Raw genomic sequence first — 26,340 nt, 5'->3', positions numbered from 1 at the left:
TTGTGCGGCTGCGTCTGATTGCCGTCGGTTCGCGTATGCCAAAGTGGGTGGAAGAAGGTTGGCACGAATATGCCAAGCGTCTGCCATCCGAGCTGGCGCTGGATCTGGTGGAAATCCCGCTCAATACCCGGGGCAAAAATGCTGATGTGGCGCGCCTGATCCGTCAGGAAGGCGAAGCCATGCTGGCCAAAGTGCAACCGGGTGAGCGGATCGTGACCCTTGAGGTCCACGGCAAGCCCTGGAGCACCGAGCAGCTGGCGGTGGAGCTGGAGCGCTGGCGGCTGGATTCGCGCACCGTGAACTTCATGGTCGGCGGCCCCGAGGGGCTGGCGCCGGAAGTCTGTGCGCGCAGCGAGCAGCGCTGGTCGTTGTCGCCGCTGACCCTGCCGCATCCGTTGGTGCGCATCCTGATTGGCGAGCAGATCTACCGCGCCTGGACAGTCCTGTCCGGGCATCCTTACCACAAATAGCATGCGCCCCGAATGTCTCAGCCGATCCGCCTAAAAGACCATGAGAAAGACGCACGTCTGGTGCGCGGCAGGGTCGTGGTCGGGGCTGTGGCTGTCGTCGTGCTGGTTTGTGTGCTGGTGGCGCGGTTGTATTTCCTGCAGGTCATCCAGTACGAGTATCACTCGACCCTCTCGGAAAACAACCGGGTTCATGTCCAGCCGATCCCGCCGAGTCGAGGGTTGATCTTCGACCGCAATGGCGTAGTGGTGGCTGATAACCGGCCCAGTTTCAGCCTGAGCATGACCCGCGAGCGTGCCGGTGAGTGGTCGCAGGTGCTAGACACCATCATCGAAGTGCTTGAGCTGACGCCAGACGATCGCGCTATCTTCGAAAAACGCATGAAACAGGGGCGGCGGCCGTTTGAGCCGGTGCCGATCCTGTTCGAGCTGACCGAAGAGCAAATCGCCCGGGTGGCCGTCAATCAGTTCCGCCTGCCGGGTGTTGAAGTGGTGGCGCAGTTGGTTCGGCATTATCCCCAGGGGCCGCATTTCGCGCACTCGGTGGGTTACATGGGGCGAATCAACGAGAAAGAGCTGAAAAGTCTCGATCCGGTGGCCTATAGCGGTACTCATCACATCGGTAAAACCGGGATCGAACGCTTCTACGAGTCCGAGCTGCATGGCCAGGTCGGCTACGAAGAAGTCGAGACCAACGCCCGTGGCCGTGTGTTGCGCGTGCTCAAGCGAACCGATCCGGTGCCGGGCAAGGACATCGTGCTCAGCCTGGACATCAAACTGCAGGAAGCCGCCGAAGCTGCGTTGGGCGGTCGCCGTGGCGCTATCGTGGCACTCGACCCGGCGACGGGCGAAGTGCTTGCGATGGTGAGCGCACCGAGCTTCGACCCCAATCTGTTCGTCACCGGTATCAGTTTCAAGGCATACGCCGAGCTGCGTGATTCCATTGACCGACCGCTGTTCAACCGTATCCTGCGCGGTTTGTATCCACCGGGTTCCACTATCAAGCCTGCGGTTGCCATCGCGGGGCTGGATGCCGGTGTGATTACGGCGTCGAGTCGGGTGTTCGACCCCGGTTTTTATCAGTTGCCCAATTACGATCACAAGTACCGTAACTGGAACCGCACCGGCGACGGCTGGGTCGATCTGGACACCGCAATCATGCGCTCCAACGACACCTATTTTTACGATCTGGCGCACAAGATCGGCATCGACCGACTCTCCAGTTACATGAACAAATTCGGCATCGGCCAGAAAGTCTCGCTGGACATGTTCGAAGAATCGCCGGGCCTGATGCCGTCCCGGGACTGGAAGCGTGCGACCCGTCGTCAGGCCTGGTTCCCCGGCGAGACCTTGATTCTGGGGATCGGCCAGGGCTACATGCAGGCCACGCCGTTGCAGCTTGCCCAGGCCACAGCGCTGGTGGCCAGCAAAGGCAAATGGCATCGACCGCATCTGGCCAAGACCATCGAAGGGCAGCCGCCTGTGGATGAGAATCCGATGCCGGACATTGTGCTGCGCGATCCCTCCGACTGGGACAAGGTCAACCACGGCATGCAGCAAGTGATGCACGGTGCCCGGGGGACGGCGCGCAAGGCGGCGATCGGCGCTCAGTACCGGATTGCCGGGAAAAGCGGTACGGCTCAGGTCGTGGCCATCAAGCAGGGCGAAAAGTACGACCGTTCCAAGGTTCAGGAACGCCATCGTGACCACGCTTTGTTCGTTGGCTTCGCGCCTGCCGACAATCCGAAAATCGTCGTGGCCGTGATGGTGGAGAACGGCGAGTCCGGGTCCGGCGTTGCTGCGCCCGTGGTGCGTCAGGTCATGGATGCCTGGCTGCTCAACCCTGATGGCACACTCAAGCCCGAGTACGCTTCTATATCACCCGTGGAGACTGCGGCCAGTGCCCGTGAAGAGTAATTTCGACCGCATCCTGTCCAGCGAAGACGTGATGCGCCGCCGCGCCACGATCCTGCAGCGCATTCATATCGATGGGCCGCTGCTGATCCTGTTGCTGACACTGGCGGCCGGCAGCCTGTTCGTCTTGTATTCGGCCAGCGGGAAAAACTGGGATCTGCTGATCAAGCAGGCCACTTCGTTCGGTATCGGGCTGGTGGCCATGGTGGTCATTGCGCAACTGGAGCCGCGCTTCATGGCGCGATGGGTGCCTGTGCTGTATGTGGCGGGGGTGTTGCTGCTGGTGGTGGTGGATGTGATGGGCCATAACGCCATGGGCGCGACCCGCTGGATCAACATTCCCGGCGTGATCCGCTTTCAGCCTTCTGAGTTTCTCAAGATCATCATGCCGGCGACCATCGCCTGGTACCTGTCCAAGCGCACGCTGCCACCCCATCTCAAACACGTGGCCGCCAGCCTTGGGTTGATTGGCATACCGTTCGTCCTGATCGTGCGTCAGCCGGACCTGGGCACCTCGCTGCTGATTCTGGCCTCCGGGACCTTCGTGTTGTTCATGGCCGGGCTGCGCTGGCGCTGGATCATCAGCGTGCTCGCGGCCGCTGTGCCCGTCGCGGTAGCGATGTGGTTCTTCATCATGCACGACTACCAGAAGCAGCGAATCCTGACGTTTCTCGATCCTGAGAGCGATCCGCTGGGTACGGGCTGGAACATCATTCAGTCCAAGGCCGCCATTGGTTCGGGCGGTGTCTTCGGCAAGGGCTGGTTGCTGGGCACTCAGTCCCACCTGGACTTCCTGCCGGAAAGCCACACGGACTTCATCATCGCGGTATTGGGTGAGGAATTCGGCCTGGTGGGGATCTGCGCGCTGCTGCTGATCTATCTGCTGTTGATCGGGCGTGGCCTGGTCATCACCGCTCAAGCGCAGACATTGTTCGGAAAATTGCTCGCGGGCAGCCTGACAATGACATTTTTTGTTTACGTTTTCGTCAACATCGGTATGGTCAGTGGCCTGTTGCCCGTTGTGGGGGTGCCGCTGCCCTTCATTAGTTACGGTGGAACTTCGCTGGTGACGTTACTGTCAGCGTTTGGCGTTTTGATGTCGATCCACACACATCGTAAGTGGATTGCGCAGGTTTGATTAAGGTGAAGAATTCAATGCAAGTAGTGCGTAATTGGGCTCGATATGCTCCGTTGGTCGGCCTGGTTGGCATCCTTGGTTCTGTTCAGGAAGCAATGGCCGGTGACTACGATGGCTCGCCGCAGGTGGCTGAGTTCGTCGGGCAGATGACCCGCGATTACGGCTTTGCGGGTGAACAGTTGATTGAAGTGTTCCGCGAGGTCAATCGAAAGCAGGCCATTCTTGATGCGATCGCCCGACCGGCTGAACGCGTCAAGCAGTGGAAGGAATACCGTCCGATGTTCATCACTGACGCGCGCATCGCGCGAGGTGTGGACTTCTGGCGTCAGCACGAGGCGGCCCTGGCCCGTGCAGAACAGGAATACGGCGTTCCGGCGCAGGTTATCGTGGCGATTATTGGCGTTGAGACGTTTTTTGGGCGCAATACCGGCAATTATCGGGTCATCGATGCGTTGTCCACCCTGGGCTTCGATTACCCGCCGCGTGCCGACTTCTTCCGCAAGGAACTGCGTGAATTTTTGCTGCTGGCCCGTGAACAACAGGTCGACCCGCTCACGCTCAAGGGCTCCTATGCCGGCGCAATGGGCTTGCCGCAGTTCATGCCGAGCAGTTTCAGGGCTTATGCCGTGGACTTCGACGGCGATGGCCACATCAATATCTGGACCGACCCGGACGACGCCATCGGCAGTGTGGCCAGTTATTTCAAGCGCCATGGTTGGGTTGCAGGTGAGCCCGTGGTCAGCCTCGCCAGCGTGCGCGGTGATCGTGTCGATGAAGGGCTGAGTCCGGGCATTGATCCGGTAAAGAACGTTGGGGAGTTGCGAGCGTTGGGTTGGGCGAGTCATGATGCGCTGCGCGATGATCTGCCAGTCACTGCCTTCCGCCTTGAGGGTGAAAACGGGCCGGAATACTGGATGGGTCTGAAGAATTTTTATGCGATCACGCGTTATAACCGCAGCGTGATGTACGCCATGACCGTGCATCAGCTGTCTGAATTGTTGGTTCAAGCTCGGGGCGTCAAGTAATGCGGCCAATGCCGATTCGCACACCACTGAAATTGCTGTCCTGCGTTGCAATTGCGTTGCTGGTGGTGAGTTGTTCTTCTACAAACAGCCGCGCCCCCCAAAAAGGCGGCGCAGTGGTGCGCTCTACACCGGGGCTGGATATCAACCGGGCGCATAAAGACGGCGCGCCCTGGTGGGATGTTGATGTTTCGCGCATCCCGGATGCCACCCCGACGTTGCACAACGGGCCTTATAAAGCCAACCCGTATACGGTGCTGGGCAAGACCTACTTTCCGCTTAGCGACTCCCGGCGTTATGTCGCCACGGGCACGGCGTCCTGGTACGGCACCAAGTTCCATGGGCAGAACACCGCCAACGGTGAAGTCTATGACCTGTACGGGATGAGTGCCGCCCACAAGACCCTGCCGCTGCCAAGCTATGTGCGGGTGACCAACCTGGACAACAACCGCACGGTTATCCTGCGGGTCAATGATCGCGGGCCGTTCTATTCCGACCGGATCATCGACTTGTCCTATGCGGCCGCCAAAAAACTGGGTTATGCCGAAACCGGCACCGCTCGGGTCAAGGTCGAAGGCATCGACCCGCAAGAGTGGCTGGCTCAGAACGGCCGCCCGACACCGCTGTTGCCGAATAAACCGCAGGTTATCGCCCAGGCAACGCCTCCCGCGTTGACGGTGTCTTCCGGCACCATTGAGCAATACACGCCGCCACCTCAACAGCACGCGGCACCAGCGGTGCCTTTGCAGGTCGACACAAAAAAAAACGCTTCCGGACAGCCGTCTGGGCTGTTTCTCCAGGTGGGAGCCTTCGCCAATCCCGACGCTGCGGAACTCCTGAGATCGAAGCTGAGCGGGATGGTGCGCGCACCGGTTTTCGTCAGTTCGATCGCACGCAATCAGCAAACGCTGTATCGGGTGCGCATGGGACCGATCAGCACGCCGGGTGAAGCCCAGCAGTTACAGAACAGCGTCAGGTCGGCCAACCTTGGACAGCCTAGCGTCGTGACATCGGATCAATGATCGGTGTGGTCCCGGAGTCATCCGGGGCTGACCGATTGGTGGTTGCCCGGTGATGCGTATTTGCCATCAGAGCATGCGTCTCCGGCAACTGTATGCAAGTTTGTCTGTCGAACAGACGACCTTGTTTGCCAGGATAAGAGCCTGGCTTAGCAGGTCGTGAAAAGTGTTTTCGCTTTCACCGCCTGATCAGCTTTGCCCGCGAGGGCATGTTTGCCCATTAGCAATTTCGAGAGACGGATGAACATCACCACCTTTGCAAAACGATTGTGCCTGCTTGTACCGCTGATCATCACCCCTGCCGCCTGGGCGGTGGAACAGATGACGCCCGCCGCGCCGCAACTGGCTGCCAAGGCCTACGTGCTGATGGATGCCACCAGCGGCAACGTGCTGGTCGAGAACAATGGCGACCAGCGCCTGGCCCCGGCGAGCCTGACCAAACTGATGACAGCGTACATCGCTACCCTGGAAATCCGTCGCGGTCAGATTGGCGAGAACGATCCTGTGACCGTCAGCGAAAATGCCTGGCGTACCGGCGGCTCGCGGATGTTCATCAAGGTCGGTACTCAAGTCACGGTCAGTGACCTGCTGCACGGCATTATCATTCAGTCGGGTAACGACGCCAGCGTTGCGCTCTCCGAGCACATCGCCGGTAGCGAAGACGCATTCGCCGACATGATGAACAAGACTGCGGCTGATCTGGGCATGACCAACAGCCACTTCATGAACCCCACTGGCTTGCCAAACCCGGAGCACTATTCTTCGGCGCACGACATGGCGATCCTGGCCCGGGCCATCATCCATGAAGATCCGGCGCACTATGCGATCTACTCGCAGAAAGAGTTCTTCTGGAACGGCATCAAGCAGCCTAACCGCAACTTGCTGCTATGGCGCGACAAGACCGTTGACGGTCTGAAAACCGGCCACACAGACGAGGCTGGCTATTGCATGGTCTCCTCTGCCGTGCGTGACGGCATGCGCTTGATTGCCGTGGTCTTCGGTACGAGCAGTGAGCAGGCCCGTGCCGCTGAGACCCAGAAGCTGCTGACCTACGGCTTCCGTTTCTTCGAAACCCAGAACTTCTACCAGAAAGGCACTGAGCTGGCCCAGGCTCCGGTCTGGAAAGGCTCGGATAACCAGGTCAAGGCTGGCCTTGCGCAAGACCTGAGTATGACCATGCCTAAAGGCGAGATGAAGAAACTCACCGCCAGCATGACCATGAACCCGCAATTGGTTGCGCCCATCGCCAAGGGCGACGTGATCGGCAAGGTTGAAGTGAAACTGGGCGACAAAGTGGTGCACACCGCCGACTTGATCGCACTGGAACCTGTAGACGAAGGTGGCATTTTCCGCCGCGTGTGGGATAGCATCCGCTTGTTCTTCTACGGCTTGTTCAACTGACATTCTTAGTAAATCAATGCCGACCTTCTCGCGCCCGCTCATACCCTGAGCGGGCGCGTGTCCGTCGTCACGGCTTGTGAGACCTTTACTGCCATGACTGATACCGACGTCAAGTCGCACAAAATCGAATTCCCCTGCGATGACTACCCGATCAAAGTGATCGGCGACACCACTGTGGGTTTCACTGATCTGGTGATCGAGATCCTGGCCAAGTACGCCACCCTCGATATCAAGACCCTTGCCGAGCGCCAAAGCAGCAACGGCAAGTACACCACCGTTCAGCTGCATATCATTGCCACGGGCGAAGACCAACTGCGCGATATCAATAGCGCCCTGCGCGCTACGGGTTTCGTGCACATGGTGCTCTGATGGCCGGCACCCTGGGGTTTCGTGATCCCGGGCAGGTTGACTACGAGCGCGCCTGGCACGCCATGCAGCGCTTCACCGACCAGCGCGATAAAGACGTGCAGGACGAAGTCTGGCTGGTCCAGCACCCGCCGGTCTTCACGCAAGGGCAGGCGGGCAAGGCCGAGCATCTGCTGTTACCGGGTAATATTCCGGTCATACAGGTCGATCGTGGCGGCCAAGTAACCTATCATGGCCCCGGCCAACTGGTTGCTTACCTGATGCTGGACGTCAGGCGCCTTGGCTTCGGCGTGCGTGATCTGGTCACCCGGATCGAGCGCAGCCTCATTGCCGTGCTGGCCAGTTACGGCGTGACCGCCGCCGCTAAACCCGACGCACCGGGTGTTTACGTAGATGGCGCGAAAATCGCCTCGCTGGGACTGCGGATTCGCAACGGTTGTTCATTCCATGGTCTGGCGTTGAACGTCGACATGGATCTGGAACCGTTTCGACGGATTAATCCCTGCGGATATGCGGGGCTGGCAATGACCCAGCTGCGTGATCATGCAGGACCGATTGAATTTGCCGAGGTTAGTGCCCGGCTGCGCGCGCAGCTCGTCAAACACCTCGACTATGCTGAGCAGACGACCCTCACGGGCGGAATCGATTGATATGACTACTGCGACCGACATTGCTGAGAGCCCCGAGCAAGACCTGATCCCGACGCTTGATGTTTCCGAGCGCGTTGCCCGCCCGAAAGTCGAAGCCGGCGTGAAGCTGCGCGGCGCTGAAAAAGTGGCGCGGATCCCGGTAAAGATCATTCCAACGGTCGACCTGCCGAAGAAACCGGACTGGATTCGCGTGCGGATCCCGGTTTCCCCGGAGGTTGATCGCGTCAAGCAACTGCTGCGCAAGCACAAGCTGCACAGTGTCTGCGAGGAAGCTTCCTGCCCGAACCTGGGTGAATGTTTCTCCGGCGGCACCGCGACCTTCATGATCATGGGTGACATCTGCACCCGTCGCTGCCCGTTCTGCGATGTGGGTCATGGCCGTCCGAAGGCCCTGGACGTCAACGAGCCGGTGAACCTGGCTGTGGCCATCGCCGACCTGCGCCTCAAGTACGTGGTCATCACCTCCGTGGACCGTGACGACCTGCGCGACGGCGGTGCTCAGCACTTTGCGGATTGCATCCGTGAAATCCGCAAGCTGTCACCGAACGTGCAACTGGAAACGCTGGTTCCGGACTATCGCGGCCGCATGGACATTGCGCTGGAAATCACCGCTGCCGAGCCGCCGGATGTGTTCAACCACAATCTGGAAACGGTGCCGCGCCTGTACAAGGCTGCGCGTCCAGGCTCTGATTACCAGTGGTCATTGACCCTGCTGCAACGCTTCAAACAGCTGGTGCCGCACGTGCCGACCAAGTCCGGCTTGATGCTGGGCCTGGGCGAGACCGACGAAGAAGTCATCGAAGTCATGAAGCGCATGCGCGAACACGATATCGACATGCTGACGTTGGGGCAGTACCTGCAACCGTCGCGCAGCCACTTGCCGGTCTCGCGCTTCGTGCATCCAGACGTGTTCGCCTGGTTCGCCGAAGAAGGCTACAAGATGGGTTTCAAGAACGTCGCATCGGGTCCGTTGGTGCGCTCTTCGTACCACGCCGACGAACAGGCCAAAATCGCTGTCAAAGCCATGGTGTAAATGCCGGGCGGCTTGAGCGCCTGAGCTGAATACAAAACGGGCCGGATATCACTATCCGGCCCGTTTTTTTGTCGTCTGATTATCCCGTGGGACCGGCTTTAGCCGGGAAAGCTGTGTTCCTGAAGAAACACAGGCGCTGATGCTCAGGTCGCTTCCCGGCTGAAGCCGGTCCCACGGTTATCTGCTTCAGGGTCTGCGCAATGCCTCCAGCAACTCATGGGTTGGATAGCCATCAGCGGGCCATCCGAAAGATTGCTGTGCGCTGCGAATCGCCTTGCGCGTGTTGGCGCCGATAATCCCGTCTGGCGTGCCTGCGTCGTATTGCCTGGCCGAGAGCAGGCTTTGCAGTTCGACGCGCTCTGATCGACTCAGAGGCAGGTCATCGCGTGGCCATTCACCCAAAACGTAACCCCCGCCCATGAAACGCTCCGAAAGCAGGCCGATGGCCAGGGCGTAGGACGACGAGTTGTTGTACTTGAGGATCGCCCGGAAGTTATCGATCACCAGAAACGCCGGGCCACGATGGCCTGCGGGCAATAGCAGCGCAGCCTGTTGCTGTTCAGTGCCGGCAGGCAGCGGCGAGCCGTTGGCCAGGCTCACGCCCAATTGCTGCCATTGGCCCAGGCTCTTGCGGGTCGAAGCATCGGCCAGGGCATAGTCGAAACCTGTGCGCAGCTTCACTTCGTATCCCCACGTCTGCCCGCGCTGCCAGCCGGAGCTTTGCAGGTAATGCGCAGTGGAGGCCAGGGCGTCCGTCGGGGAGTTCCAGATGTCCCGGCGGCCATCGCCATCGAAGTCCACCGCATGGGTGTTGTACGTGGTCGGAATGAATTGCGTCTGGCCCATGGCGCCTCCCCACGAGCCGAGCATCCGGTCTGGGGTGATGTCGCCTTGCTGGATAATCTGCAGGGCGGCCAGCAATTGATCCTGGGCAAAGCCCCGACGACGGCCTTCATAGGCCAGGGTTGCCAATGAGCGAATCACGGATTGCGAGCCCTGGAACTGGCCGAAGTTACTCTCCATGCCCCAGACCGCGACCAATACCTGGCGGTCTACGCCATAACGTTGCTCGATGGTTTGCAGCACATCGGCATATTGATTGAGCAATGCCTGGCCCTTGCGAACCCGTGCTGCCGAAATCGCACCGTCGAGGTATTCCCACACCGGACGCGTGAATTCGGGCTGGCTGCGGTCGGCACGGACCACACTCATGTCGGGCGTCACGCCTGCGAAAGCGGTGTCGAAAACGTCGGGCCTGATGCCCGCCTGGAGGGCCTTGGCTCGGAAACCCGCCTGCCAGTCACTGAAACTCATGGTTGGCTGAATGTCGAGGTTCGCATCGACGGCAAGTACCGGAGTGACGGGCGCCACGGGTGCCACAGGCACGGTGTTGGCGTTTGTAAGAGGCGTTGCGTCGGCGGCGGTGGGTTTTTCCGCGCAGGCAACTAACAGGATGACACTGGAGGCGGCGATCAGTTGGCGTAACTGCCAACGTCGGGAAAAACAAGAAGGCATGCTTGGGTCCAAGGTATTACCGATAGGTGCAGACCTTAACACGCCAGTCTGGTCTCGGGTGCATCAGGGAGAAGTCGTGGTGTTTCAAGCCGCCAGAAGGTAAGAAGCCTCCCAGCTTTTAGACTGGAAGGCTTCGCGGCGGTAGCTGCCTTTGCCTTTGCCGGGCTGTTCCTGACGGCTGCGGAACAAGGGCTGGGCGACGATGGATTTGGCCTTGTTGGCCCGCTTCGGTTTTTTCATGGCGGATGCGCTCTTGGGTGGTTCTGCAAACGAGGGCAATCATCCGGCAGAGCGGGGCGGGTGTCTAATAGATGTGTGCTATGGGGGAAGGGTACTCATCCGTTGGAGCGAGGCTTCCGATTACTCCGCTGGCAACGTCAACCTTTGCCCCGCCATCAACAACCCCAGCCGCGTCAGGCTGTTCCACGGCGAACCGGCAGCCTGGCCTTTGATTTGGGCGTCAATGCGTTGGGCGTCCATCAGCAGTTCGCTCCAGCGTTTGGCGGAATGGCGTTGCAAGGCTTTGCTCATCAGGGGTTTGCGCTTGTCCCAGATGGGCGGGCGAGCCGAACTGAAGGCTTTGTCCAGTGGCACGCCCTGGCTGAACTGCAAAGCCAGGTTGGCCAGCACGCGTAACTCCCGGGACAAGGCCCAGAGGATCACGGGAGGTTCCACACCTTCGCCACGCAGGCCTTCGAGCATGCGCACGACGTGAGCGGCTTCGCCGTTGAGGACGGCATCGGTCAGGCCAAACACATCGAAGCGGGCACTGTCGGCGACCGCCGCCTGTACGGTTTCGACGGTGATCTGGCCTTCTTCGGCCATTAGCTTGAGCTTTTCGATTTCCTGAGCCGCTGCCAGCAGGTTGCCTTCAACCCGGGCTGCAATCAGTTCCACGGCGTCCTGGGTCGCTGCAAGCCCGGCTTGAGACAGGCGCTGACGAATCCACTGCGGCAACTGGCCGATATCAATGGGCCAGATCTGTACGAATTGCGTCTGCGGCCCATCGACCAGGGCTTTGCCCCATTTGGTTTTCTGCGCGCTGCCATCGAGCTTGGGCAGGCTGATCAGCAGCAAGGTGTCTTCAGCGGGGCGTGCGCAATATTCCATCAGCGCCGCAGCGCCTTTGTCGCCGGGCTTGCCGGAAGGCAGGCGCAGCTCCAGCAAGCGACGCTCGGCAAACAGCGACATGCTGGCACCCGCCTGTAACAGCGTGCCCCAGTCGAAGCTGGCATCGGCGCTGAACACCTGACGCTCGTCGAAGCCTTGCTGGCGCGCCGCTGCACGAATGGCATCGGCCGCTTCCTGACACAGCAAGGGATCATCGCCGCTAACGATATAGACAGGCGCTAGCGCACCTTGAAGGTGTTTGGAGAGTTGGGCTGGATTGAGTTTCATATGGCTCTGTACGAAAAGTGGCTACGCCCGGTGATGCTGCGTTAAAAACAGGCTCGGAATGCTCATTTGAAGCCTGAAGTCGTACGCGACCCCAGCCATTCCTCGCCTGTTTTTGCCTTGCCTGACCTTCGCTCGCCGACTTTTCATACAGACTCAACATGTCGGGGCCAGCAAACTGGCCCCGATCAATTAGCGAGACGGGATTTCGACAGGCGACTGTTGCGGCGTTTCGTCACGGACTTTCTGTGCGGCTTCCAGGGCGTCGGCTTCGGCCTTGGCGACGGCGTCTGCTTTCTGTTGCAGTTCGTCCAGGCGTGCCGGTGACAGGCGGCTCAGCGCAGCGACCATCTTCTGCACTTGCTCGTTACGCATTTCGAGACGGATTTGTGCCGCTTCCTGGTCCGAACCGACCAGGTTGTTGCCGTCATGCACGTAGGTTTTGTCGGTCTGAACCTTGCCACTGGTCAGCAAACGATCTTTTTCACCGTGAATTTCGTAGTTCAGCACGGTGGTCAGAGAGTATTCAGCCGAACGCGCGGAGCCGGAGTAGCTCGCGGTGCGCTGGGATTCCTGCTCGTCGGTGAGGATCAGCTTGTAAGGCGCGCCGGTGTAGACCTTCACACCACCGCCTTCAAGAACGCGGCGCAACTGGCTCACGGTTTCGCCGTAAGCGTTGCGCGCGCTCAGGTCCAGTTCCTTGATCGCGATCTCGTTGCTGCCGGTGCCACGCAGCTGGAAACCACAGGCGCTCAACAGTACGGCGAGGCCCATAACCAGCAAATTGCGTTTGATCATCTTGATGCTCCCCTTGAATCCGTATGGGCCGACGTAGCGTCCCCTGGAAATATGTTCAGCGCCCGATCAATACCGGGCGCTTGATCCCGTTAGCTTGCGACGATGTTGACCAGCTTGCCGGGCACGACGATCACTTTGCGGATGGTCAGGCCATCGGTGAAGCGCAGCACGTTTTCATTGTTCCGGGCCGCAGCTTCGACTTCTTCACGGGTCGCGCTGGCTGGCATTTCGATGTGCCCGCGCAGCTTGCCGTTGACCTGGATGACCAGTTGCAGGTTGTCCTGTACCAGCGCTGTCTCGTCCAGTACCGGCCAGCCCGCATCAATGATGGGCGTGTCATGGCCCAACTGGTTCCACAGCTCGTGGCTGATATGCGGAGTAATCGGTGCCAGCAACAGGGCAACGGTTTCCAGGCCTTCCTGAAGCAGGGCGCGATCCTGTGGCGAAGCCTGTGGGGCTTTTTCCAGGACGTTCATCAAGGTCATCACCTGCGCAATGGCCGTGTTGAATTTGTGATGCTGGCCGACGTCCTGGCTCGCTTGCTTGATGGCATGGTGAATGGCGCGGCGGATGACTTTCTGATCGTCGTCCAGTGCGGCGATATCCAGTGCCGCGGGCAGGCCCTGTGCAACATGGGCTTGCGCCAGACGCCAGACGCGACGCAGGAAGCGGTGCGAACCTTCGACGCCCGAATCGGACCACTCCAGGCTCATGTCTGGCGGCGAAGCGAACATCATGAACAGGCGGCACGTGTCAGCGCCGTACTGATCGATCATCGACTGAGGATCGACGCCGTTGTTCTTGGACTTGGCCATCTTCTCGGTGCCGCCGATTTCAACCGGCAAACCGTCACTGATCAGCCTGGCGCCGACGATCTTGGCCTTGCTGTCGCGTTCGAGTTCCACGTCAGCCGGGTTGAACCAGGTCTTGCTGCCGTTGGCTTCAAGACGGTAGTAGGTTTCGGCGATGACCATGCCCTGGGTCAGCAGGTTCTTGAACGGCTCGTTGGAGGTGAGCAGGCCTTCATCGCGCATCAACTTGTGGAAGAAGCGCGCATAGAGCAAGTGCAGAATGGCGTGTTCGATGCCACCGATGTACTGGTCCACCGGCAGCCAGTGGTTGGCTGCGGCCGGGTCGACCATGCCGTCTTCGTAATGAGGCGAAGCGTAGCGCGCGAAGTACCAGGAGGACTCCACGAAGGTGTCCATGGTGTCGGTTTCACGCTTGGCCGGTGCGCCGCATTTAGGGCAGCTGCACTCGTAGAACTCGGGCATGCGCGCCAGTGGCGAACCGGCGCCATCGGGTACGACGTCTTCCGGCAGCACCACCGGCAACTGGTCTTCCGGGACAGGAACGTCACCGCAGGTGTCGCAGTGCACGATAGGGATCGGGCAGCCCCAATAACGTTGACGGCTGATGCCCCAGTCGCGCAGGCGGAACTGAGTCCGGGACTGGCCAAGGTTTTTCTTGATCAAGGCCACTTCGATGGCGTCGAATGCGCCAGCGAAGTCCAGACCATCGAACTCGCCGGAATTGATCAGTTGTCCATGTTCGCCGTAGGCAGGCTGCCAAGGCGCAGGCGTTTCGTCGCCCGCGCTGGTACGCACCACAGGCTTGATCGGCAGGTAGTACTGGGTCGCGAATTCGAAATCACGTTCGTCATGGGCAGGAACCGCCATGACCGCGCCATCGCCGTAGTGCATCAGTACATAGTTGGCGACCCAGACCGGCAGTTTTTCGCCGGTCAGCGGGTGCTCGACGAACAGCGACGTTGGCAGGCCCTTTTTCTCTTGGGTCGCGACGTCGGCTTCCGCGACGCTGCCGCTCTTGCATTCATGAATGAAGGCTTGCAGCTCGGGATTGTCCTGGGCGGCCAGGGTCGCCAATGGGTGCTCGGCAGCCACGGCAACGTAGGTCGCGCCCATCAGGGTGTCTGGACGGGTGGTGAATACTTTCAGCGCGCCCGCTTCGCCAATGGAGGCTTGGTCGTAGGGGAACTGCACTTCCATGCCGCGGGATTTGCCAATCCAGTTGCGCTGCATGGTTTTGACTTGCTCAGGCCAGCCTGGCAACTCGTCGAGCCCTTCAAGCAGTTCATCCGCATAGGCGGTGATCTTGAAGTAGTACATCGGGATTTCGCGTTTTTCGATGATCGCACCCGAACGCCAGCCGCGCCCGTCGATGACTTGCTCGTTGGCCAGGACGGTCTGGTCGACCGGGTCCCAGTTTACGGTGCCGTTCTTGCGGTAGATCACGCCCTTTTCGAACAGGCGAGTGAACAGCCACTGTTCCCAGCGATAGTAATCGGGCTTGCAGGTGGTGACTTCACGGGACCAGTCGATCGCCAGGCCCAGGCTCTTGAGCTGGGTCTTCATGTAGGCGATGTTTTCGTAGGTCCACTTGGCAGGCGCGACGTTGTTCTTCATCGCGGCGTTTTCTGCCGGCATGCCGAATGCGTCCCAGCCCATGGGCTGCAGGACGTTTTTGCCTCGCATGCGCTGATAGCGGGCGATCACGTCACCGATGGTGTAGTTGCGCACGTGACCCATGTGCAGCTTGCCGCTAGGGTAAGGAAACATCGACAGGCAGTAGTATGTCTCCTTGCCTGGCTGTTCACTGACTTCAAAAGACTTTTGCTCGTCCCAAAAGGTTTGGGCGGCGGCTTCGATTTCGCGGGGCTGATAGAGTTCGTGCATGGCTACTTTTTACTAAAGATTGGTGACCCTTGACCTCTTCGTGGCTTCGTCGAGTCAGGTCGGCACCGCTGCCGGACAACAAGGGACTGCCTGCGCGGTGCGTTCTAGCTCAAGAGAGCGGAAGTGGAATTACAGGAAGCGCCGTAGCATACATGAGCGCTGACTACCGAGGGAAACGCTGATTGCTTGGCAGATGACTTGAAAACGCCCGGTCAGCGTCTCGCCGCCGCCGTTGGTCGCTGCAATCGCCCGGTTTTGAGAGCGGCGCTAAGCTGAATGTCGAGGGTATGTTTTATCTTCGATGAGGTGAACGGATGACAGAGTTGCAGCACATAGATACAACCCCTGAGCTGTATGAACGTTTGATAAATCGATTGGGGCTTGCCCTGGAAATAGCCAAAACATCGGTCCGTCTGCGAGACGAACTCCCTCAGGAGCTTGAGTTGCGGGGCCTTAGTCGTGCGGAGTTCGAGATTATCGAGGCGTATCTGGAAAAAGACGTGGCAGCACCCGCTGCTGTTCTGACCGGCGAGTTGAAGGGCAGCTTCATGGTTTCACGGGAGCCCGCTGGGCCGGTATCGACGCCGCAACGTTCAGCCAAGGTCATCTGGCTGAAAGATCAAAAACGCGCCAAGGCATCGGCAAAGTTGAGTCGTTACAGTTCACGCAATTTTATTAAACGCTAAACCCTGCGCGGGCCATGCGCCTGCTTCTTTAGGCATTGTCGCTTAACGTCAATCCTCTTAGGCTTCGAGCATCTCTGGAGATGCTCGATGCCTGTTCGCTACCTGCTTAAAGCCCTGCTGCTGCCTCCCGGGGTTCTCTTGCTGTTACTGGTGCTTGCCTGGTGGCTGCGTCGAACCCGACCGCGCCTGGCGGCTGTCTGTTTTGTGGTTGGCGTCGGTGGCCTTTGGCTGATGAGTTTGCCGGTTGTTGTGGAGTGGGCCGCCCGCGGGATCGAGCAGGACGCGCCGCTCCCCCGTGACCAATGGGCGAACCTGGCCCAGCAGGCGGATGCCATTGTGATTCTGGGTTCCGGACGTGAGCGCAACGACCCGACCTGGGGCGCGGATATCCCCACCGGCGTGGCCCTGGAGCGGATGCGTTACGCGGCGCAGCTTGCCAAGGCTTCGGGCTTGCCGGTGCTGATCAGCGGCGGGCTGTACTACGGCGAACCGCCCAGCGAGGCGGCAATCATGGCGCAATCGCTGGAACGGGATTTTGGCGTGAAGGTCCGCTGGCAGGAAGGGTTGAGCCGCACCACCTGGGAGAACGCCACGATGACCGCCCCCGTGCTGCAGCCCCTGGGGATCAAGCGCGTGATCCTGGTGACGCAGGCGTGGCACATGCCCCGATCACGATGGAGTTTCGAAAAGGCCGGTTTCACCGTGGTCAGCGCGCCCGTGGGGTTTCTCGGGCGGGACAATGCGTTGCTGTTTGGCGGCTGGCTGCCGGAAAGCAGGGCGGTGTGGCAGAACGGACAATTGTTGAATGAAGCGGCGGGCTTGTGGACGTATCGGTTGTTGTACCGCTGAAAATGCGATTTCCGTAGGCGCGCACGGAGGTTACGACACCCCGCGAAGCGGTGTGTCAGGCAAACCGCTATCGCTGCCTCGCGTTGCTCCTGAGCGCCTACACATCCGATTGTGGGGTAAGGCTTTCCAGGCGCTGCTTTCCATGATCAAGCAAGCCGGTGCCACCGTGGCCGAACTGGACGCCCAGGGCTATCGCGTCGAATCGCTGGCGCGGGTGAAGTCCTTGGCAGGTGGAACTGTAACCTTTGTGGAGTGATGCCCAATCGCTGCTTCGCGTTGCTCTGTAGGAGCGAGCTTGCTCGCGATTCAATATTCAGACACACCCAATATTGACTGACCCGCCGCCATCGCGAGCAAGCTCGCTCCTACAGAAAAAGCGGCGTGTCAGTCGATGCGCTCCCGTTATAACGCTATCGCTGCCTTGCGTTGCTCGTGAGCGCCTACGGACCCGCGTTATACCGTCTTGGAAATCCGGCTCGCCACCAGTGCCCAGCCAATCAGCGCGATGCACAGGATCGTCAGCGGCCATGAGCGCCAGCGCAGGTACGGGGTGAGGTTTTGCATGGGCACCACTTCGCCGTACAACACGCCACGCTCGAACTGCGGGATTTTCACAGTGATCTGGCCGAATGGATTGATAAGGCCAGTGACGCCGTTATTGGTCGCGCGGATCATCCAGCGACCGGCTTCAAGGGCGCGCATCTGAGCCATTTGCAGGTGTTGCAGCGGGCCGATGGACGTGCCGAACCAGGTGTCATTGCTCACGGTCAGCAGCAAGTCGCTCTGGGCGGACAGACCCGCAGCGAATTCGGGGTACACCACTTCGTAGCAGATGAAGGGCGCTATCTGATAACCCTTGGCCTGCAGCATTGGCTGATCACTCGGGCCGCGGGCGAAGTCCGACATCGGCAGGTCAAAGAACGCAATCAAACCCCGCAGAATGTCCTGCAGTGGAACGTATTCGCCAAACGGCACGAGCTTTTGCTTGAGATAGGTCCCGTCGCCTTCGCCAGTGACCGTGATGCCGTTGTAATAGCGTTTTTCACCGTGGCGACCGATTTCCCGGATCGGCACGCCGGTAATCAACGCAGCGCCCCGATCCGCCGCGAATTTGCCCATCATCGCCAGATAGCCTTCTGCCGATTCCTTGAGCACCGGGATCGCGGTTTCCGGCCAGACGATCAGGTCAGCCTGTTGCGAGCGGAACGTCATGTCGCGGTACAGCGCCAGTTGCGCGTTCAACTGCTCCGGGTCCCATTTCATGCTCTGTTCGATGTTGCCTTGCAGGGCGGCGACTTTCAGGGGCGGGCCGGAAGGCGAGGTCCAGGCGTGATGTTTCAGCGCCAGACCGGCAATCCATGGCCCAATCAGCAGCGCCACACCGGCGGCCAGAAACGATTTACGCGCCCGCAGCCGGTAAAGGTTACACAACAGGGCCGCCGTCAGCGCGAGGGTGAAGGACACCAGCCACATGCCGCCCACCGGTGCCAGACCCGCCAAGGGGCCGTCCAGCTGGCTATAACCGGAGTACATCCACGGGAAGCCGGTCAGGAACCAGCCGCGAAAGGCTTCCTGCCCAAGCCACAATGCGGCGAAGGCCAGCGCGTCCGCCAAAGGGGCTTCATTGCGTCGAATCCAGCGCGCCCATAACCACGCGGGCAGGGCGAAGAACCAGGCGATGCAGGCGATGAACAGCAGCATCAGGAAACCGGCAAGCAGCACCGACGCGCCGCCGAAATTATGAATGCTGACGTAGATCCAGCTGGTGCCTGCGCCGAACAGGCCAAAGCCGAAACACCAGCCTCGGCCCAGTGCCTGACGGGGACTCAGGTCACGCAAGCCCAGATAGAACATCGCCAGTGCCACCAGCGCCAACGGCCAGATGTCAAAAGGCGCCAGGGCCAGCGTGGTGAGCCCGCCGGCCACCACGGCCAGCAGGTTACCGGGCCAGCCGGGGCGGGTGATCCAACGCATTGAACTTCCTTAAAACGGGTAGGGCTTTTACGAGCGCGAGAGCGGGCTCAGGCGCAGCAAGTGAATTCGACGGCTGTCAGCATTCAGAATCCGAAAACGATACTCGCCGATTACGGTGATTTCATTACGCTTGGGCAGATGCCCGAACGCACTCATCACCAGACCGCCGACGGTGTCGAACTCGTCATCGGAAAACTCGCTGTCGAAAAACTCGTTGAAGCTTTCGATGGGCGTCAGGGCCTTGACCAGGAAGTCGCCGCTGGGCAGCGGTTTGATGTAGCTGTCTTCCTCGACGTCATGCTCGTCCTCGATATCGCCGACGATCTGTTCCAGCACGTCTTCAATGGTGACCAGACCCGCCACGCCGCCGTATTCGTCAATCACGATGGCCATGTGGTTGTGGTTGGCGCGGAATTCCCGCAGCAGCACGTTCAGGCGCTTGGACTCCGGAACGAACGTCGCCGGGCGCAACAGCTTGCTGATGTCGCCGTCGCCGCCGTTTTCCTTGAGAATCAGGGGCAGCAGATCCTTGGCCAGCAACACGCCGAGCACGTCGTCGTGGCTTTCGCCGATCACCGGATAGCGCGAGTGGGCAGCATCGATGACGGCAGGCAGGAACTCGCGGGGCGTCTGGGAAGCCTTGATGCTGATCATCTGCGAGCGCGGCACCATGATGTCGCGTACTTGCAGGTCAGCCACCTGAATGGCGCCTTCAACGATGGCCAGCGCTTCGCTGTCCAGCAGTTTGTTCTGGTGGGCTTCGCGCAACAGCTCCAGCAGCTCCTGGCGGTTTTTCGGCTCATGGGCAAAAGCCTGGGTCAGTTTACCCAGCCATGACTTTTGCCCGTTGCTCGATCGGTCTTCGCTCATAGCCCTTACTCGTGGTCCTTGCTTAGTGGTTCTGAATGTTGATGGTCGGCGCTTTCGTCGTCGGCATAAGGGTCGGGGTAGCCCAACTCCTCAAGCAACGTTCGTTCCAGTGCTTCCATTTCTTCGGCTTCTTCATCGTCGATATGGTCGTAACCCAACAGATGAAGGCAGCCGTGAATGACCAGGTGCGCCCAGTGTGCGTCCGGTTCCTTGCCTTGTTCCCGCGCTTCGCGGGCTACAACAGGCACGCAGATGACCAGATCGCCGAGCAGCGGGATATCCAGCATCTCGTCGGGGACATCTGCCGGAAAGGACAGCACGTTGGTTGCATAATCCTTGTGTCGCCACGTGTGATTAAGTTCGCGGCCCTCGGTTTCATCCACCAGCCGAATGGTCAGTTCCGAATCGGCACTGCGCTGGCGCAGGCCCATCTCGCACCAAAGGCGGAACTGGGCTTCACTCGGGGCGCTTGCTTCACTTGCGTGTTGCAGGTCCAGCTCAAGCATCGCGGCGGTATTCCCGTGAGGCATTGGCCTTGGCCGGTGGCTCGTCAGTGAAGCGGTCTTCGAAGCGCTCGTAGGCTTCGACGATGCGCTGGACCAGCGGATGGCGCACGACGTCCTTGGGCTTGAAGTGCGTAAAGCTGATGCCTGGCACGTCCTTGAGAACATCGATGACATGGGTCAGGCCCGACTTGGTGCCCTTGGGCAGATCGACCTGGGTGATGTCACCGGTGATCACGGCGGTTGAGCCAAAACCGATTCGCGTCAGGAACATCTTCATCTGTTCGACGGTGGTGTTCTGGCTTTCGTCGAGAATGATGAAGCTGTTGTTCAGTGTCCGGCCACGCATGTAAGCCAGCGGTGCGACTTCGATGACCTGTTTCTCGATCAGCTTGGCGACGTATTCGAAACCGAGCATTTCATAGAGCGCGTCATACAGGGGACGCAGGTAAGGGTCGATCTTCTGTGCCAGATCGCCGGGCAGGAAGCCGAGTTTTTCACCCGCCTCAACCGCCGGGCGCACCAACAGGATGCGTCGGATCTGTTCCCGCTCCAAAGCGTCCACCGCGCATGCCACGGCAAGATAGGTCTTGCCCGTGCCCGCCGGGCCGATGCCGAAATTGATGTCGTTGCCGAGGATTTCTTTGACGTAACGTTGCTGATTCAGGCCGCGTGGGCGAATCATGCCTTTTTTGGTACGCAGCGCCACGCCAGGATCGGCGGCAGGATGGTTGTCCAGGGTTTCGACGCCCGATTCCTGAAGGAACAGGTGAACCATGTCTGGCGACAGCTCCGTACCCTTGGTTTCCCGGTACAGGCGGCGCAACAGGTTCTCGGCCGAAGTGGTGTGTTTAGGCTCGCCAATCAACTCGAACTGGTTTCCGCGATTGCGGATTTCGATGTCCAGGCGTTGTTCGATCAAGCGCAAATGCTCGTCGAGCTGCCCGCACAGATTTGCGAAGCGATGAGCCTCGAAAGGTTCGAGGGTAAAGCGATGTGGTTCGACTGGTGCGTTCAAGGTCGTTTTTAGCCGCCCTGGGGCAATTAAGGTGAAACGAAGGATAACCCCAGCGCTTCAACTGCGAAAGCTCTGACTTACTAAAGGTGGGTGATGGCGCGGTCGTTGGAGCGAGGCTTGCCCGCGAATCGGTATCGCACTCGACCTATCAATCACCTGGAACCCGCCTTCGCGGGCAAGCCCTGCTTCAACAGGGCTGAGGTTTATTCTGCAGGCCTCAGTTCAACAAAGAGCCCCGCAACGAGTGCGGCTGCGCGTCATCGATGTGCACGTCCGCGAACTGGCCGATCAGTTTCGGATTGTCGCAGCGGAAGTTGACGATGCGGTTGTTCTCGGTTCGGCCCTGAAGTTCACCGGGGTCTTTCTTCGAGTAGTCGGTGACCAGGATGCGCTGGGTGCTGCCCACCATCTGTCGGCTGATCTCGAAACCCTGCTGGTTCAGGCGATGCTGTAAAGCGGCCAGACGCTCCTTTTTCAGTGCTTCCGGCGTGTCGTCCTTCAGGTCGGCGGCTGGGGTGCCGGGGCGCGGGCTGTAGACGAACGAGAACGAGAAATCGAAGCCGACGTCTTCGATCAGCTTCATGGTGTTGTCGAAATCTTTTTCGGTTTCGCCCGGGAAGCCGACGATAAAGTCGGAACTGATGCTGATGCCCGGTACGGCTGCCCTGAGCTTGCGCAGTCTGGATTTGTATTCCAGGGTCGTGTGGTTGCGCTTCATGGCCGCGAGAATCCGGTCCGAGCCGGATTGCACAGGCAAATGAAGGTGCTTGACCAGTTCCGGCACTTCGGCGTGAGCCTGGATCAGGCTGTCGGAAAACTCCAGCGGGTGCGAGGTGGTGTAGCGGATGCGATCAATGCCGTCGATGGTGGCCACGACCCGGATCAGATCGGCCAGGTCAGCGGTGCGGCCTTCATGAGTCACGCCACGGTAACCGTTGACGTTCTGACCCAGCAGGGTGACTTCACGCACGCCGTTTTCGGCCAGGTGGAACACTTCCGCCACCACGTCGTCGAACGGCCGACTGACTTCTTCGCCCCGCGTATAAGGCACCACGCAAAACGTGCAGTACTTGCTGCAGCCTTCCATGACCGACACATACGCGCTCGGGCCATCGACGCGTGGCTCGGGCAAATGATCGAATTTTTCGATTTCCGGGAACGAAACATCGACCTGCGGCAAACGCGTCACGCGTGCAGCGTCGATCATTTCCGGCAGACGGTGCAGGGTTTGCGGGCCGAAAACCACGTCGACGTAGGGTGCGCGATCTCGAATGGCCGCGCCTTCCTGACTGGCCACGCACCCGCCGACGGCGATGACCATCTCCGGGTTGGCCAGCTTCAGCTCACGCCAGCGGCCCAACTGGGAATACACCCGGTCCTGGGCGCGTTCGCGAATCGAGCAGGTGTTGAGCAGTATGACGTCGGCATCTTCCGCACGAGCGGTGACTTCCAGGGCTTGATGTTCGCCCAGCAGATCGACCATGCGCGAGCTGTCGTACTCGTTCATCTGGCAACCGTGGGTTTCGATATAAAGCTTCTTGGTCATGCTTACGTCATCAGGTGGTTCAAAGAACCGCGCATTATAGTGGCGCAGGTCCCGGGTTCCTAGCATCGTCTACCGAACGGGCATGCTATAGTGCGCGCCCTCTTTTATTGCCTCGATTCTTACCCGCCCTCTATGACCAAACGCGAAGCTCCAATCTACAAGGTGATTTTCCTCAACCAGGGACAGGTGTTCGAAATGTACGCCAAGCAGATCTACCAAAGTGATCTGTGGGGTTTTCTGGAGGTTGAGGAGTTCGTCTTTGGCGAGCGCACGACCGTCGTGGTGGACCCGAGCGAAGAAAAACTCAAGGCGCAATTCGAAGGTGTGGTGCGCAGCTTCGTGCCAATGCACTCCATCGTGCGCATCGACGAAGTCGAGCGGGTCGGCACGCCAAAGATCAGCGAAGCCCGCGGCACCAGCAACGTGATGCCGTTTCCGATGCCCATGCCGGATAAGTGATCTAGCCGCTCACCGGCTTGAAGCTTCACTTTTTTGTCATTTGCACCTCGGTAAATCGCGTCGAAATAGCTAACTCCGGCCTCTGCTGTCTCAAGGTGTTAACAGCCTCGCTCAGGCGTTGCAGTGCTGCGCTGGGTTTGGCCCATTGTTCCGGTGGCAAGGGGGCTGACCAGCGTTGCATGGCCTCGGGTAGGACGGCGCGGCCGATGCTTTTGATGCGGCGGATTTCCCATTCGGTGAGGTGGTTGGGCAGCGTCCACAGGGTCAGCACGTGGTACAGGTACCACCAGAACGGATAAAAGAAACCGACTTCCCGATCCCTGCGCCGCCGACGCATACGCTCCCGGGCGTTGTAGAACGTGTGGAGACCTTCATGGGGCGGGTCGCCGGGGTTTTGCAGGTCCAGCGGGTCCTGGATTTCCTTGAGGCTGTGCACCTCGTATTCCATGTACGCCCGGATCGCCTCCCAGTTGCACACCGCCAGATCAAAACCGCTGCAGAAAAATTCCAGGCTGTAATGCTCGTCATGAGGCGGATGATAAAACCCGACGCCCATGGCGTATTGAATATCCATGCCGTACTGCGTCACCGACCGCGCCTGCACCACCCAGGCCGACAGCGATTCCCACGGCACGAAAATAGGCTCGGTATGGCCACGAGGAACAAAACAGACCTCCCGGCGCTGACGGTTGAAGCGGGTGGGGACGACTTTTTTGTATTTGGCGAGGTGGTGGAAGGTGATGGAGAGGAAGATACTTAGGGCGAAGGCGGCGAGCCAGCAGCCGATTTCTAAGCCTTCGGGTACTAGAACAGTCGCAATCTTTGTAGCCTCTTTCAATCCTCTACCCTCTACGATTGAAAACAGCCAGTCTAGTGCGGGAATAAATAAGCCAAAAAACCAAATCGCCCAGAAAGGTAATCCCAATGTCATCTGCCAACCAAAGACAGCAGGCATACCCACACCAAAATCCAGGTAAGTGTCATTCACCTCGCCCACGGCATGACCATAGTCCTGAGCGGGCAAATCGGTGGGCAGTGGCAATGGGGCTAGATACACCACCTGCCCGGTCGGAAAGTGCTCAACCATCCCCGCATGGGGCGTGTGATGAATCGGGGGGGGGGGGCGCTCATGACGCTTTTCTCTGAGCGACACGCTGCGCCTCTGCAAAGCGCTCCGCAATACCCTGATCAGGCTTGTGCTCACGCAGGGTTTTGACGGTTTCGCTCAGGCGTTGCAGTTCTGCGCTGGGCTTGGCCCATTGTTCCGGTGGCAAGGGTGCTGACCAGCGTTGCATGGCCTCGGGTACGACGGCGCGGCCGATGCTTTTGATGCGGCGGATTTCCCATTCGGTGAGGTGGTTGGGCAGTGTCCACAGGGTCAGCACGTGGTACAGGTACCACCAGAACGGGTAAAAGAAACCGACTTCACGATCCCTGCGCCGCCGACGCATACGCTCCCGCGCGTTGTAGAACGTGTGCAGGCCTTCATGGGGCGGGTCGCCCGGGTTTTGCAGGTCCAGCGGGTCCTGGATGTCCTTGAGGCTGTGCACCTCGTATTCCATGTACGCCCGGATCGCCTCCCAGTTGCACACCGCCAAATCAAAACCGCTGCAGAAGAACTCCAGGCTGTAATGCTCATCATGAGGCGGATGATAAAACCCGACGCCCATGGCGTATTGAATATCCATCCCGTACTGAGTCACCGACCGCGCCTGCACCACCCAGGCAGACAGCGATTCCCATGGCACGAAAATGGGCTCGGTATGGCCGCGAGGAACAAAACAGACTTCCCGGCGCTGGCGGTTGAAGCGGGTGGGGACGACTTTTTTGTATTTGGCGAGGTGATGGAAGGTGATGGAGAGAAAGATGGTGAGAGGTACGAGAGAACCCCAAGCACCGAACTCTAAGCCATAAAACATGAAATCCAGAGCAAACTTCATTGCTTGCGTAAAATCGTGGCCGTTTGAAATGGAAAGCAACCAAACGAGCACTGGGGCAAATCCCCCCAGAAACCAGATCACCCAAAAGGGCAGCCCCAATGTCATTTGCCAACCAAACACTGCTGGCAAACCCACGCCAAAATCCAGGTAGGTGTCATTCACCTCACCAACGGCATGACCATAGTCCTGAGGGGGCAGGTCGGTAGGTAACGGTAGCGGGGCCAGATACACCGTTTGCCCGGTCGGAAATTGTTCGACCATTCCTGCATAGGGGGCGCGATGAATCGGGGGTGGTGTGTCGGGCTTGTCAGTCGCCATCTCAGTCATCCACCTGCTTGATCAATGCTGGATCAATCCTGAAGTAGGCGCATTCCTCTCCTTGACGCGTGATCTGTCGTCCGGGGAAATGGCCACTTTCACCCGTGACGGGGAAGCGCAGGTCATAGAGATTGCCTTCATAGCGGCCATCCCGGTAGGCATGGCCCAACTGGATGGACAGTACGATGTTGGTGTTTCCGGGATAGGCCGAGTTGATAACGCTGCGGATATCAATCAATTCCAGGGTCAGCGGGCTTTGCCGCTTGATCAGAATGCAGCCTTGCAGCGCCTCATCCAGTGGGCGCCATTGGGCTGGCATGCCTACACGACCGGGGATTTCGCGTATCACCTGATACGCGCCGATATTGAGCAAGACGCTGCTGGCACTGCTCGCTAACTGCTGTGCCAGGTCGCTAACTGACAGGGTTGGAAAGTGCAGCAGGAAACGACGGGGCTGCGCAGCGCCGGAGTCATCCGAGGCCGGCAGGATTTCCACATGGGGTGCCTGTACACACCCACGAAGCGCTTTCTGATACTCGCTCAAAGGCAGCGACTTGCGCTGATCCGGGTCCAGGCTCCATGGCGTGCTGAGGAGCCAGCGGTCATGGGAGCTCAGGTTATGACGGTTATAGAACCAACTGCCTGACAGCTCCAGCGCGGTAAACAGAATTCCGGCGAGATTAAAACGGAAAAATACCGTGGACAGGCGTGCCCCGGCGGCGGCCCAGGCGGCCGTTCGGGCGGGCGAGTTGCTGGCCGCAGC

General features: G+C 59.6%; 24 protein-coding genes and 2 pseudogenes. 13 read left to right on the top strand and 13 right to left on the bottom strand.

The features are described from left to right. Window positions 1-2 precede the first annotated feature (2 nt). From rlmH to lipA, 9 genes are all read left to right on the top strand, one after another. Window positions 3-470: a 23S rRNA (pseudouridine(1915)-N(3))-methyltransferase RlmH gene (rlmH, locus tag ACP7B0_RS22635; protein WP_122852525.1), complete on the top strand. Its 468-nt coding sequence runs from the start codon at window positions 3-5 to the stop codon at window positions 468-470. 12 nt (window positions 471-482) lie between these two features. Continuing rightward, window positions 483-2,384: a penicillin-binding protein 2 gene (mrdA, locus tag ACP7B0_RS22630; RefSeq protein ID WP_426143943.1), complete on the top strand. Its 1,902-nt coding sequence runs from the start codon at window positions 483-485 to the stop codon at window positions 2,382-2,384. A 31-nt stretch (window positions 2,385-2,415) separates the two neighbouring features. Next, a complete protein-coding gene (gene rodA, locus ACP7B0_RS22625; protein ID WP_426143972.1) occupies window positions 2,416-3,519 on the top strand; it encodes a rod shape-determining protein RodA in 1,104 nt (367 codons plus the stop codon). A gap of 17 nt (window positions 3,520-3,536) precedes the next feature. Next, window positions 3,537-4,544, top strand: coding sequence for a lytic murein transglycosylase B (mltB, locus tag ACP7B0_RS22620; protein WP_426143942.1), 1,008 nt, complete (start codon window positions 3,537-3,539; stop codon window positions 4,542-4,544). Beyond that, the gene (locus ACP7B0_RS22615; protein WP_426143941.1) at window positions 4,544-5,563 is read left to right on the top strand and encodes a septal ring lytic transglycosylase RlpA family protein; all 1,020 of its coding nucleotides are present in this window, start codon (window positions 4,544-4,546) and stop codon (window positions 5,561-5,563) included. The genes mltB and ACP7B0_RS22615 overlap by 1 nt, the downstream gene beginning before the upstream one ends. A 237-nt stretch (window positions 5,564-5,800) precedes the next feature. Next, window positions 5,801-6,961: a D-alanyl-D-alanine carboxypeptidase family protein gene (locus ACP7B0_RS22610; protein ID WP_426143939.1), complete on the top strand. Its 1,161-nt coding sequence runs from the start codon at window positions 5,801-5,803 to the stop codon at window positions 6,959-6,961. A 93-nt stretch (window positions 6,962-7,054) separates the two neighbouring features. After that, on the top strand, window positions 7,055-7,330 hold the full coding sequence (locus ACP7B0_RS22605; protein ID WP_426143937.1) for a DUF493 domain-containing protein: 276 nt from the start codon (window positions 7,055-7,057) through the stop codon (window positions 7,328-7,330). Then, window positions 7,330-7,977, top strand: a complete 648-nt coding sequence (gene lipB, locus ACP7B0_RS22600; RefSeq protein ID WP_426143936.1) for a lipoyl(octanoyl) transferase LipB — start codon at window positions 7,330-7,332, stop codon at window positions 7,975-7,977. Before ACP7B0_RS22605 ends, lipB begins: the two co-directional genes overlap by 1 nt. 1 nt (window position 7,978) lies before the next feature. Then, window positions 7,979-9,010 (top strand): lipoyl synthase, encoded by a 1,032-nt coding sequence (gene lipA, locus ACP7B0_RS22595; protein ID WP_426143934.1) that lies wholly within the window; start codon window positions 7,979-7,981, stop codon window positions 9,008-9,010. Between the two features lie 186 nt (window positions 9,011-9,196). Here lipA and ACP7B0_RS22590 read toward each other — a convergent pair whose 3' ends face one another. From ACP7B0_RS22590 to leuS, 5 genes are all read right to left on the bottom strand, one after another. Further along, window positions 9,197-10,525, bottom strand: a complete 1,329-nt coding sequence (locus tag ACP7B0_RS22590) for a lytic murein transglycosylase (RefSeq protein WP_426143933.1) — start codon at window positions 10,523-10,525, stop codon at window positions 9,197-9,199. 84 nt (window positions 10,526-10,609) lie between these two features. Further along, on the bottom strand, window positions 10,610-10,765 hold the full coding sequence (arfA, locus tag ACP7B0_RS22585; RefSeq protein ID WP_020289592.1) for an alternative ribosome rescue factor ArfA: 156 nt from the start codon (window positions 10,763-10,765) through the stop codon (window positions 10,610-10,612). Window positions 10,766-10,885: 120 nt separating this feature from the next. Further along, window positions 10,886-11,923 (bottom strand): DNA polymerase III subunit delta, encoded by a 1,038-nt coding sequence (gene holA, locus ACP7B0_RS22580; protein ID WP_426143931.1) that lies wholly within the window; start codon window positions 11,921-11,923, stop codon window positions 10,886-10,888. A gap of 189 nt (window positions 11,924-12,112) precedes the next feature. Beyond that, window positions 12,113-12,718: an LPS assembly lipoprotein LptE gene (gene lptE, locus ACP7B0_RS22575; RefSeq protein WP_426143929.1), complete on the bottom strand. Its 606-nt coding sequence runs from the start codon at window positions 12,716-12,718 to the stop codon at window positions 12,113-12,115. Between the two features lie 89 nt (window positions 12,719-12,807). Further along, window positions 12,808-15,414: a leucine--tRNA ligase gene (gene leuS / locus ACP7B0_RS22570; protein WP_426143927.1), complete on the bottom strand. Its 2,607-nt coding sequence runs from the start codon at window positions 15,412-15,414 to the stop codon at window positions 12,808-12,810. 314 nt (window positions 15,415-15,728) lie between these two features. Here leuS and ACP7B0_RS22565 point away from each other — a divergent pair, with 314 nt between their 5' ends. The 3 genes and pseudogenes from ACP7B0_RS22565 to ACP7B0_RS22555 all read left to right on the top strand — a co-directional run. Beyond that, a complete protein-coding gene (locus ACP7B0_RS22565) occupies window positions 15,729-16,100 on the top strand; it encodes a hypothetical protein (protein WP_426143926.1) in 372 nt (123 codons plus the stop codon). An 87-nt stretch (window positions 16,101-16,187) separates the two neighbouring features. Next, window positions 16,188-16,949: a YdcF family protein gene (locus ACP7B0_RS22560; protein WP_426143925.1), complete on the top strand. Its 762-nt coding sequence runs from the start codon at window positions 16,188-16,190 to the stop codon at window positions 16,947-16,949. 115 nt (window positions 16,950-17,064) lie between these two features. Then, window positions 17,065-17,205: pseudogene (locus tag ACP7B0_RS22555) on the top strand (xanthine phosphoribosyltransferase); the annotation flags it as partial. A 197-nt stretch (window positions 17,206-17,402) separates the two neighbouring features. Here ACP7B0_RS22555 and lnt read toward each other — a convergent pair. The 5 genes from lnt to miaB form a co-directional block, all read right to left on the bottom strand. Then, on the bottom strand, window positions 17,403-18,923 hold the full coding sequence (gene lnt, locus ACP7B0_RS22550) for an apolipoprotein N-acyltransferase (RefSeq protein ID WP_426143924.1): 1,521 nt from the start codon (window positions 18,921-18,923) through the stop codon (window positions 17,403-17,405). A 27-nt stretch (window positions 18,924-18,950) separates the two neighbouring features. Beyond that, window positions 18,951-19,793, bottom strand: coding sequence for an HlyC/CorC family transporter (locus tag ACP7B0_RS22545; protein ID WP_426143923.1), 843 nt, complete (start codon window positions 19,791-19,793; stop codon window positions 18,951-18,953). 5 nt (window positions 19,794-19,798) lie between these two features. Then, window positions 19,799-20,299 (bottom strand): rRNA maturation RNase YbeY, encoded by a 501-nt coding sequence (gene ybeY, locus ACP7B0_RS22540; RefSeq protein WP_426143921.1) that lies wholly within the window; start codon window positions 20,297-20,299, stop codon window positions 19,799-19,801. Beyond that, window positions 20,292-21,314, bottom strand: a complete 1,023-nt coding sequence (locus tag ACP7B0_RS22535) for a PhoH family protein (protein WP_426143920.1) — start codon at window positions 21,312-21,314, stop codon at window positions 20,292-20,294. Before ACP7B0_RS22535 ends, ybeY begins: the two co-directional genes overlap by 8 nt. 217 nt (window positions 21,315-21,531) lie before the next feature. Continuing rightward, a complete protein-coding gene (gene miaB / locus ACP7B0_RS22530) occupies window positions 21,532-22,860 on the bottom strand; it encodes a tRNA (N6-isopentenyl adenosine(37)-C2)-methylthiotransferase MiaB (protein ID WP_426143919.1) in 1,329 nt (442 codons plus the stop codon). 132 nt (window positions 22,861-22,992) lie between these two features. On the opposite strand from miaB, the gene ACP7B0_RS22525 reads away from it, so the two are divergent. Continuing rightward, window positions 22,993-23,319 (top strand): DUF1820 family protein, encoded by a 327-nt coding sequence (locus ACP7B0_RS22525; protein ID WP_065833723.1) that lies wholly within the window; start codon window positions 22,993-22,995, stop codon window positions 23,317-23,319. 25 nt (window positions 23,320-23,344) lie between these two features. Here ACP7B0_RS22525 and ACP7B0_RS22520 read toward each other — a convergent pair whose 3' ends face one another. The 3 genes and pseudogenes from ACP7B0_RS22520 to ACP7B0_RS22510 all read right to left on the bottom strand — a co-directional run. Further along, entirely contained in the window at window positions 23,345-24,406 is a 1,062-nt protein-coding gene (locus ACP7B0_RS22520) for a hypothetical protein (protein ID WP_426143917.1), read from the bottom strand. A gap of 40 nt (window positions 24,407-24,446) precedes the next feature. Further along, window positions 24,447-25,577: a hypothetical protein gene (locus ACP7B0_RS22515; protein ID WP_426143915.1), complete on the bottom strand. Its 1,131-nt coding sequence runs from the start codon at window positions 25,575-25,577 to the stop codon at window positions 24,447-24,449. A 1-nt stretch (window position 25,578) separates the two neighbouring features. After that, window positions 25,579-26,340: pseudogene (locus tag ACP7B0_RS22510) on the bottom strand (hypothetical protein); the annotation flags it as partial.

Source organism: Pseudomonas sp. DWP3-1-2, assembly GCF_049896285.1.
GTDB lineage: Bacteria > Pseudomonadota > Gammaproteobacteria > Pseudomonadales > Pseudomonadaceae > Aquipseudomonas.
This window is presented reverse-complemented; position numbering and strand designations above follow the sequence as displayed.

Excerpts from the sequence above, each read along its gene's own strand:
- mrdA (WP_426143943.1), top strand. The coding sequence starts at position 483 with ATGTCTCAGCCGATCCGCCTAAAAGACCATGAGAAAGACGCACGTCTG.
- rodA (WP_426143972.1), top strand. The coding sequence starts at position 2,416 with ATGCGCCGCCGCGCCACGATCCTGCAGCGCATTCATATCGATGGGCCG.
- mltB (WP_426143942.1), top strand. The coding sequence starts at position 3,537 with ATGCAAGTAGTGCGTAATTGGGCTCGATATGCTCCGTTGGTCGGCCTG.
- ACP7B0_RS22615 (WP_426143941.1), top strand. The coding sequence starts at position 4,544 with ATGCGGCCAATGCCGATTCGCACACCACTGAAATTGCTGTCCTGCGTT.
- ACP7B0_RS22610 (WP_426143939.1), top strand. The coding sequence starts at position 5,801 with ATGAACATCACCACCTTTGCAAAACGATTGTGCCTGCTTGTACCGCTG.
- ACP7B0_RS22605 (WP_426143937.1), top strand. The coding sequence starts at position 7,055 with ATGACTGATACCGACGTCAAGTCGCACAAAATCGAATTCCCCTGCGAT.
- lipB (WP_426143936.1), top strand. The coding sequence starts at position 7,330 with ATGGCCGGCACCCTGGGGTTTCGTGATCCCGGGCAGGTTGACTACGAG.
- lipA (WP_426143934.1), top strand. The coding sequence starts at position 7,979 with ATGACTACTGCGACCGACATTGCTGAGAGCCCCGAGCAAGACCTGATC.
- ACP7B0_RS22590 (WP_426143933.1), bottom strand. The coding sequence starts at position 10,525 with ATGCCTTCTTGTTTTTCCCGACGTTGGCAGTTACGCCAACTGATCGCC.
- arfA (WP_020289592.1), bottom strand. The coding sequence starts at position 10,765 with ATGAAAAAACCGAAGCGGGCCAACAAGGCCAAATCCATCGTCGCCCAG.
- holA (WP_426143931.1), bottom strand. The coding sequence starts at position 11,923 with ATGAAACTCAATCCAGCCCAACTCTCCAAACACCTTCAAGGTGCGCTA.
- lptE (WP_426143929.1), bottom strand. The coding sequence starts at position 12,718 with ATGATCAAACGCAATTTGCTGGTTATGGGCCTCGCCGTACTGTTGAGC.
- leuS (WP_426143927.1), bottom strand. The coding sequence starts at position 15,414 with ATGCACGAACTCTATCAGCCCCGCGAAATCGAAGCCGCCGCCCAAACC.
- ACP7B0_RS22565 (WP_426143926.1), top strand. The coding sequence starts at position 15,729 with ATGACAGAGTTGCAGCACATAGATACAACCCCTGAGCTGTATGAACGT.
- ACP7B0_RS22560 (WP_426143925.1), top strand. The coding sequence starts at position 16,188 with ATGCCTGTTCGCTACCTGCTTAAAGCCCTGCTGCTGCCTCCCGGGGTT.
- lnt (WP_426143924.1), bottom strand. The coding sequence starts at position 18,923 with ATGCGTTGGATCACCCGCCCCGGCTGGCCCGGTAACCTGCTGGCCGTG.
- ACP7B0_RS22545 (WP_426143923.1), bottom strand. The coding sequence starts at position 19,793 with ATGAGCGAAGACCGATCGAGCAACGGGCAAAAGTCATGGCTGGGTAAA.
- ybeY (WP_426143921.1), bottom strand. The coding sequence starts at position 20,299 with ATGCTTGAGCTGGACCTGCAACACGCAAGTGAAGCAAGCGCCCCGAGT.
- miaB (WP_426143919.1), bottom strand. The coding sequence starts at position 22,860 with ATGACCAAGAAGCTTTATATCGAAACCCACGGTTGCCAGATGAACGAG.
- ACP7B0_RS22525 (WP_065833723.1), top strand. The coding sequence starts at position 22,993 with ATGACCAAACGCGAAGCTCCAATCTACAAGGTGATTTTCCTCAACCAG.
- ACP7B0_RS22520 (WP_426143917.1), bottom strand. The coding sequence starts at position 24,406 with ATGGTTGAGCACTTTCCGACCGGGCAGGTGGTGTATCTAGCCCCATTG.
- ACP7B0_RS22515 (WP_426143915.1), bottom strand. The coding sequence starts at position 25,577 with ATGGCGACTGACAAGCCCGACACACCACCCCCGATTCATCGCGCCCCC.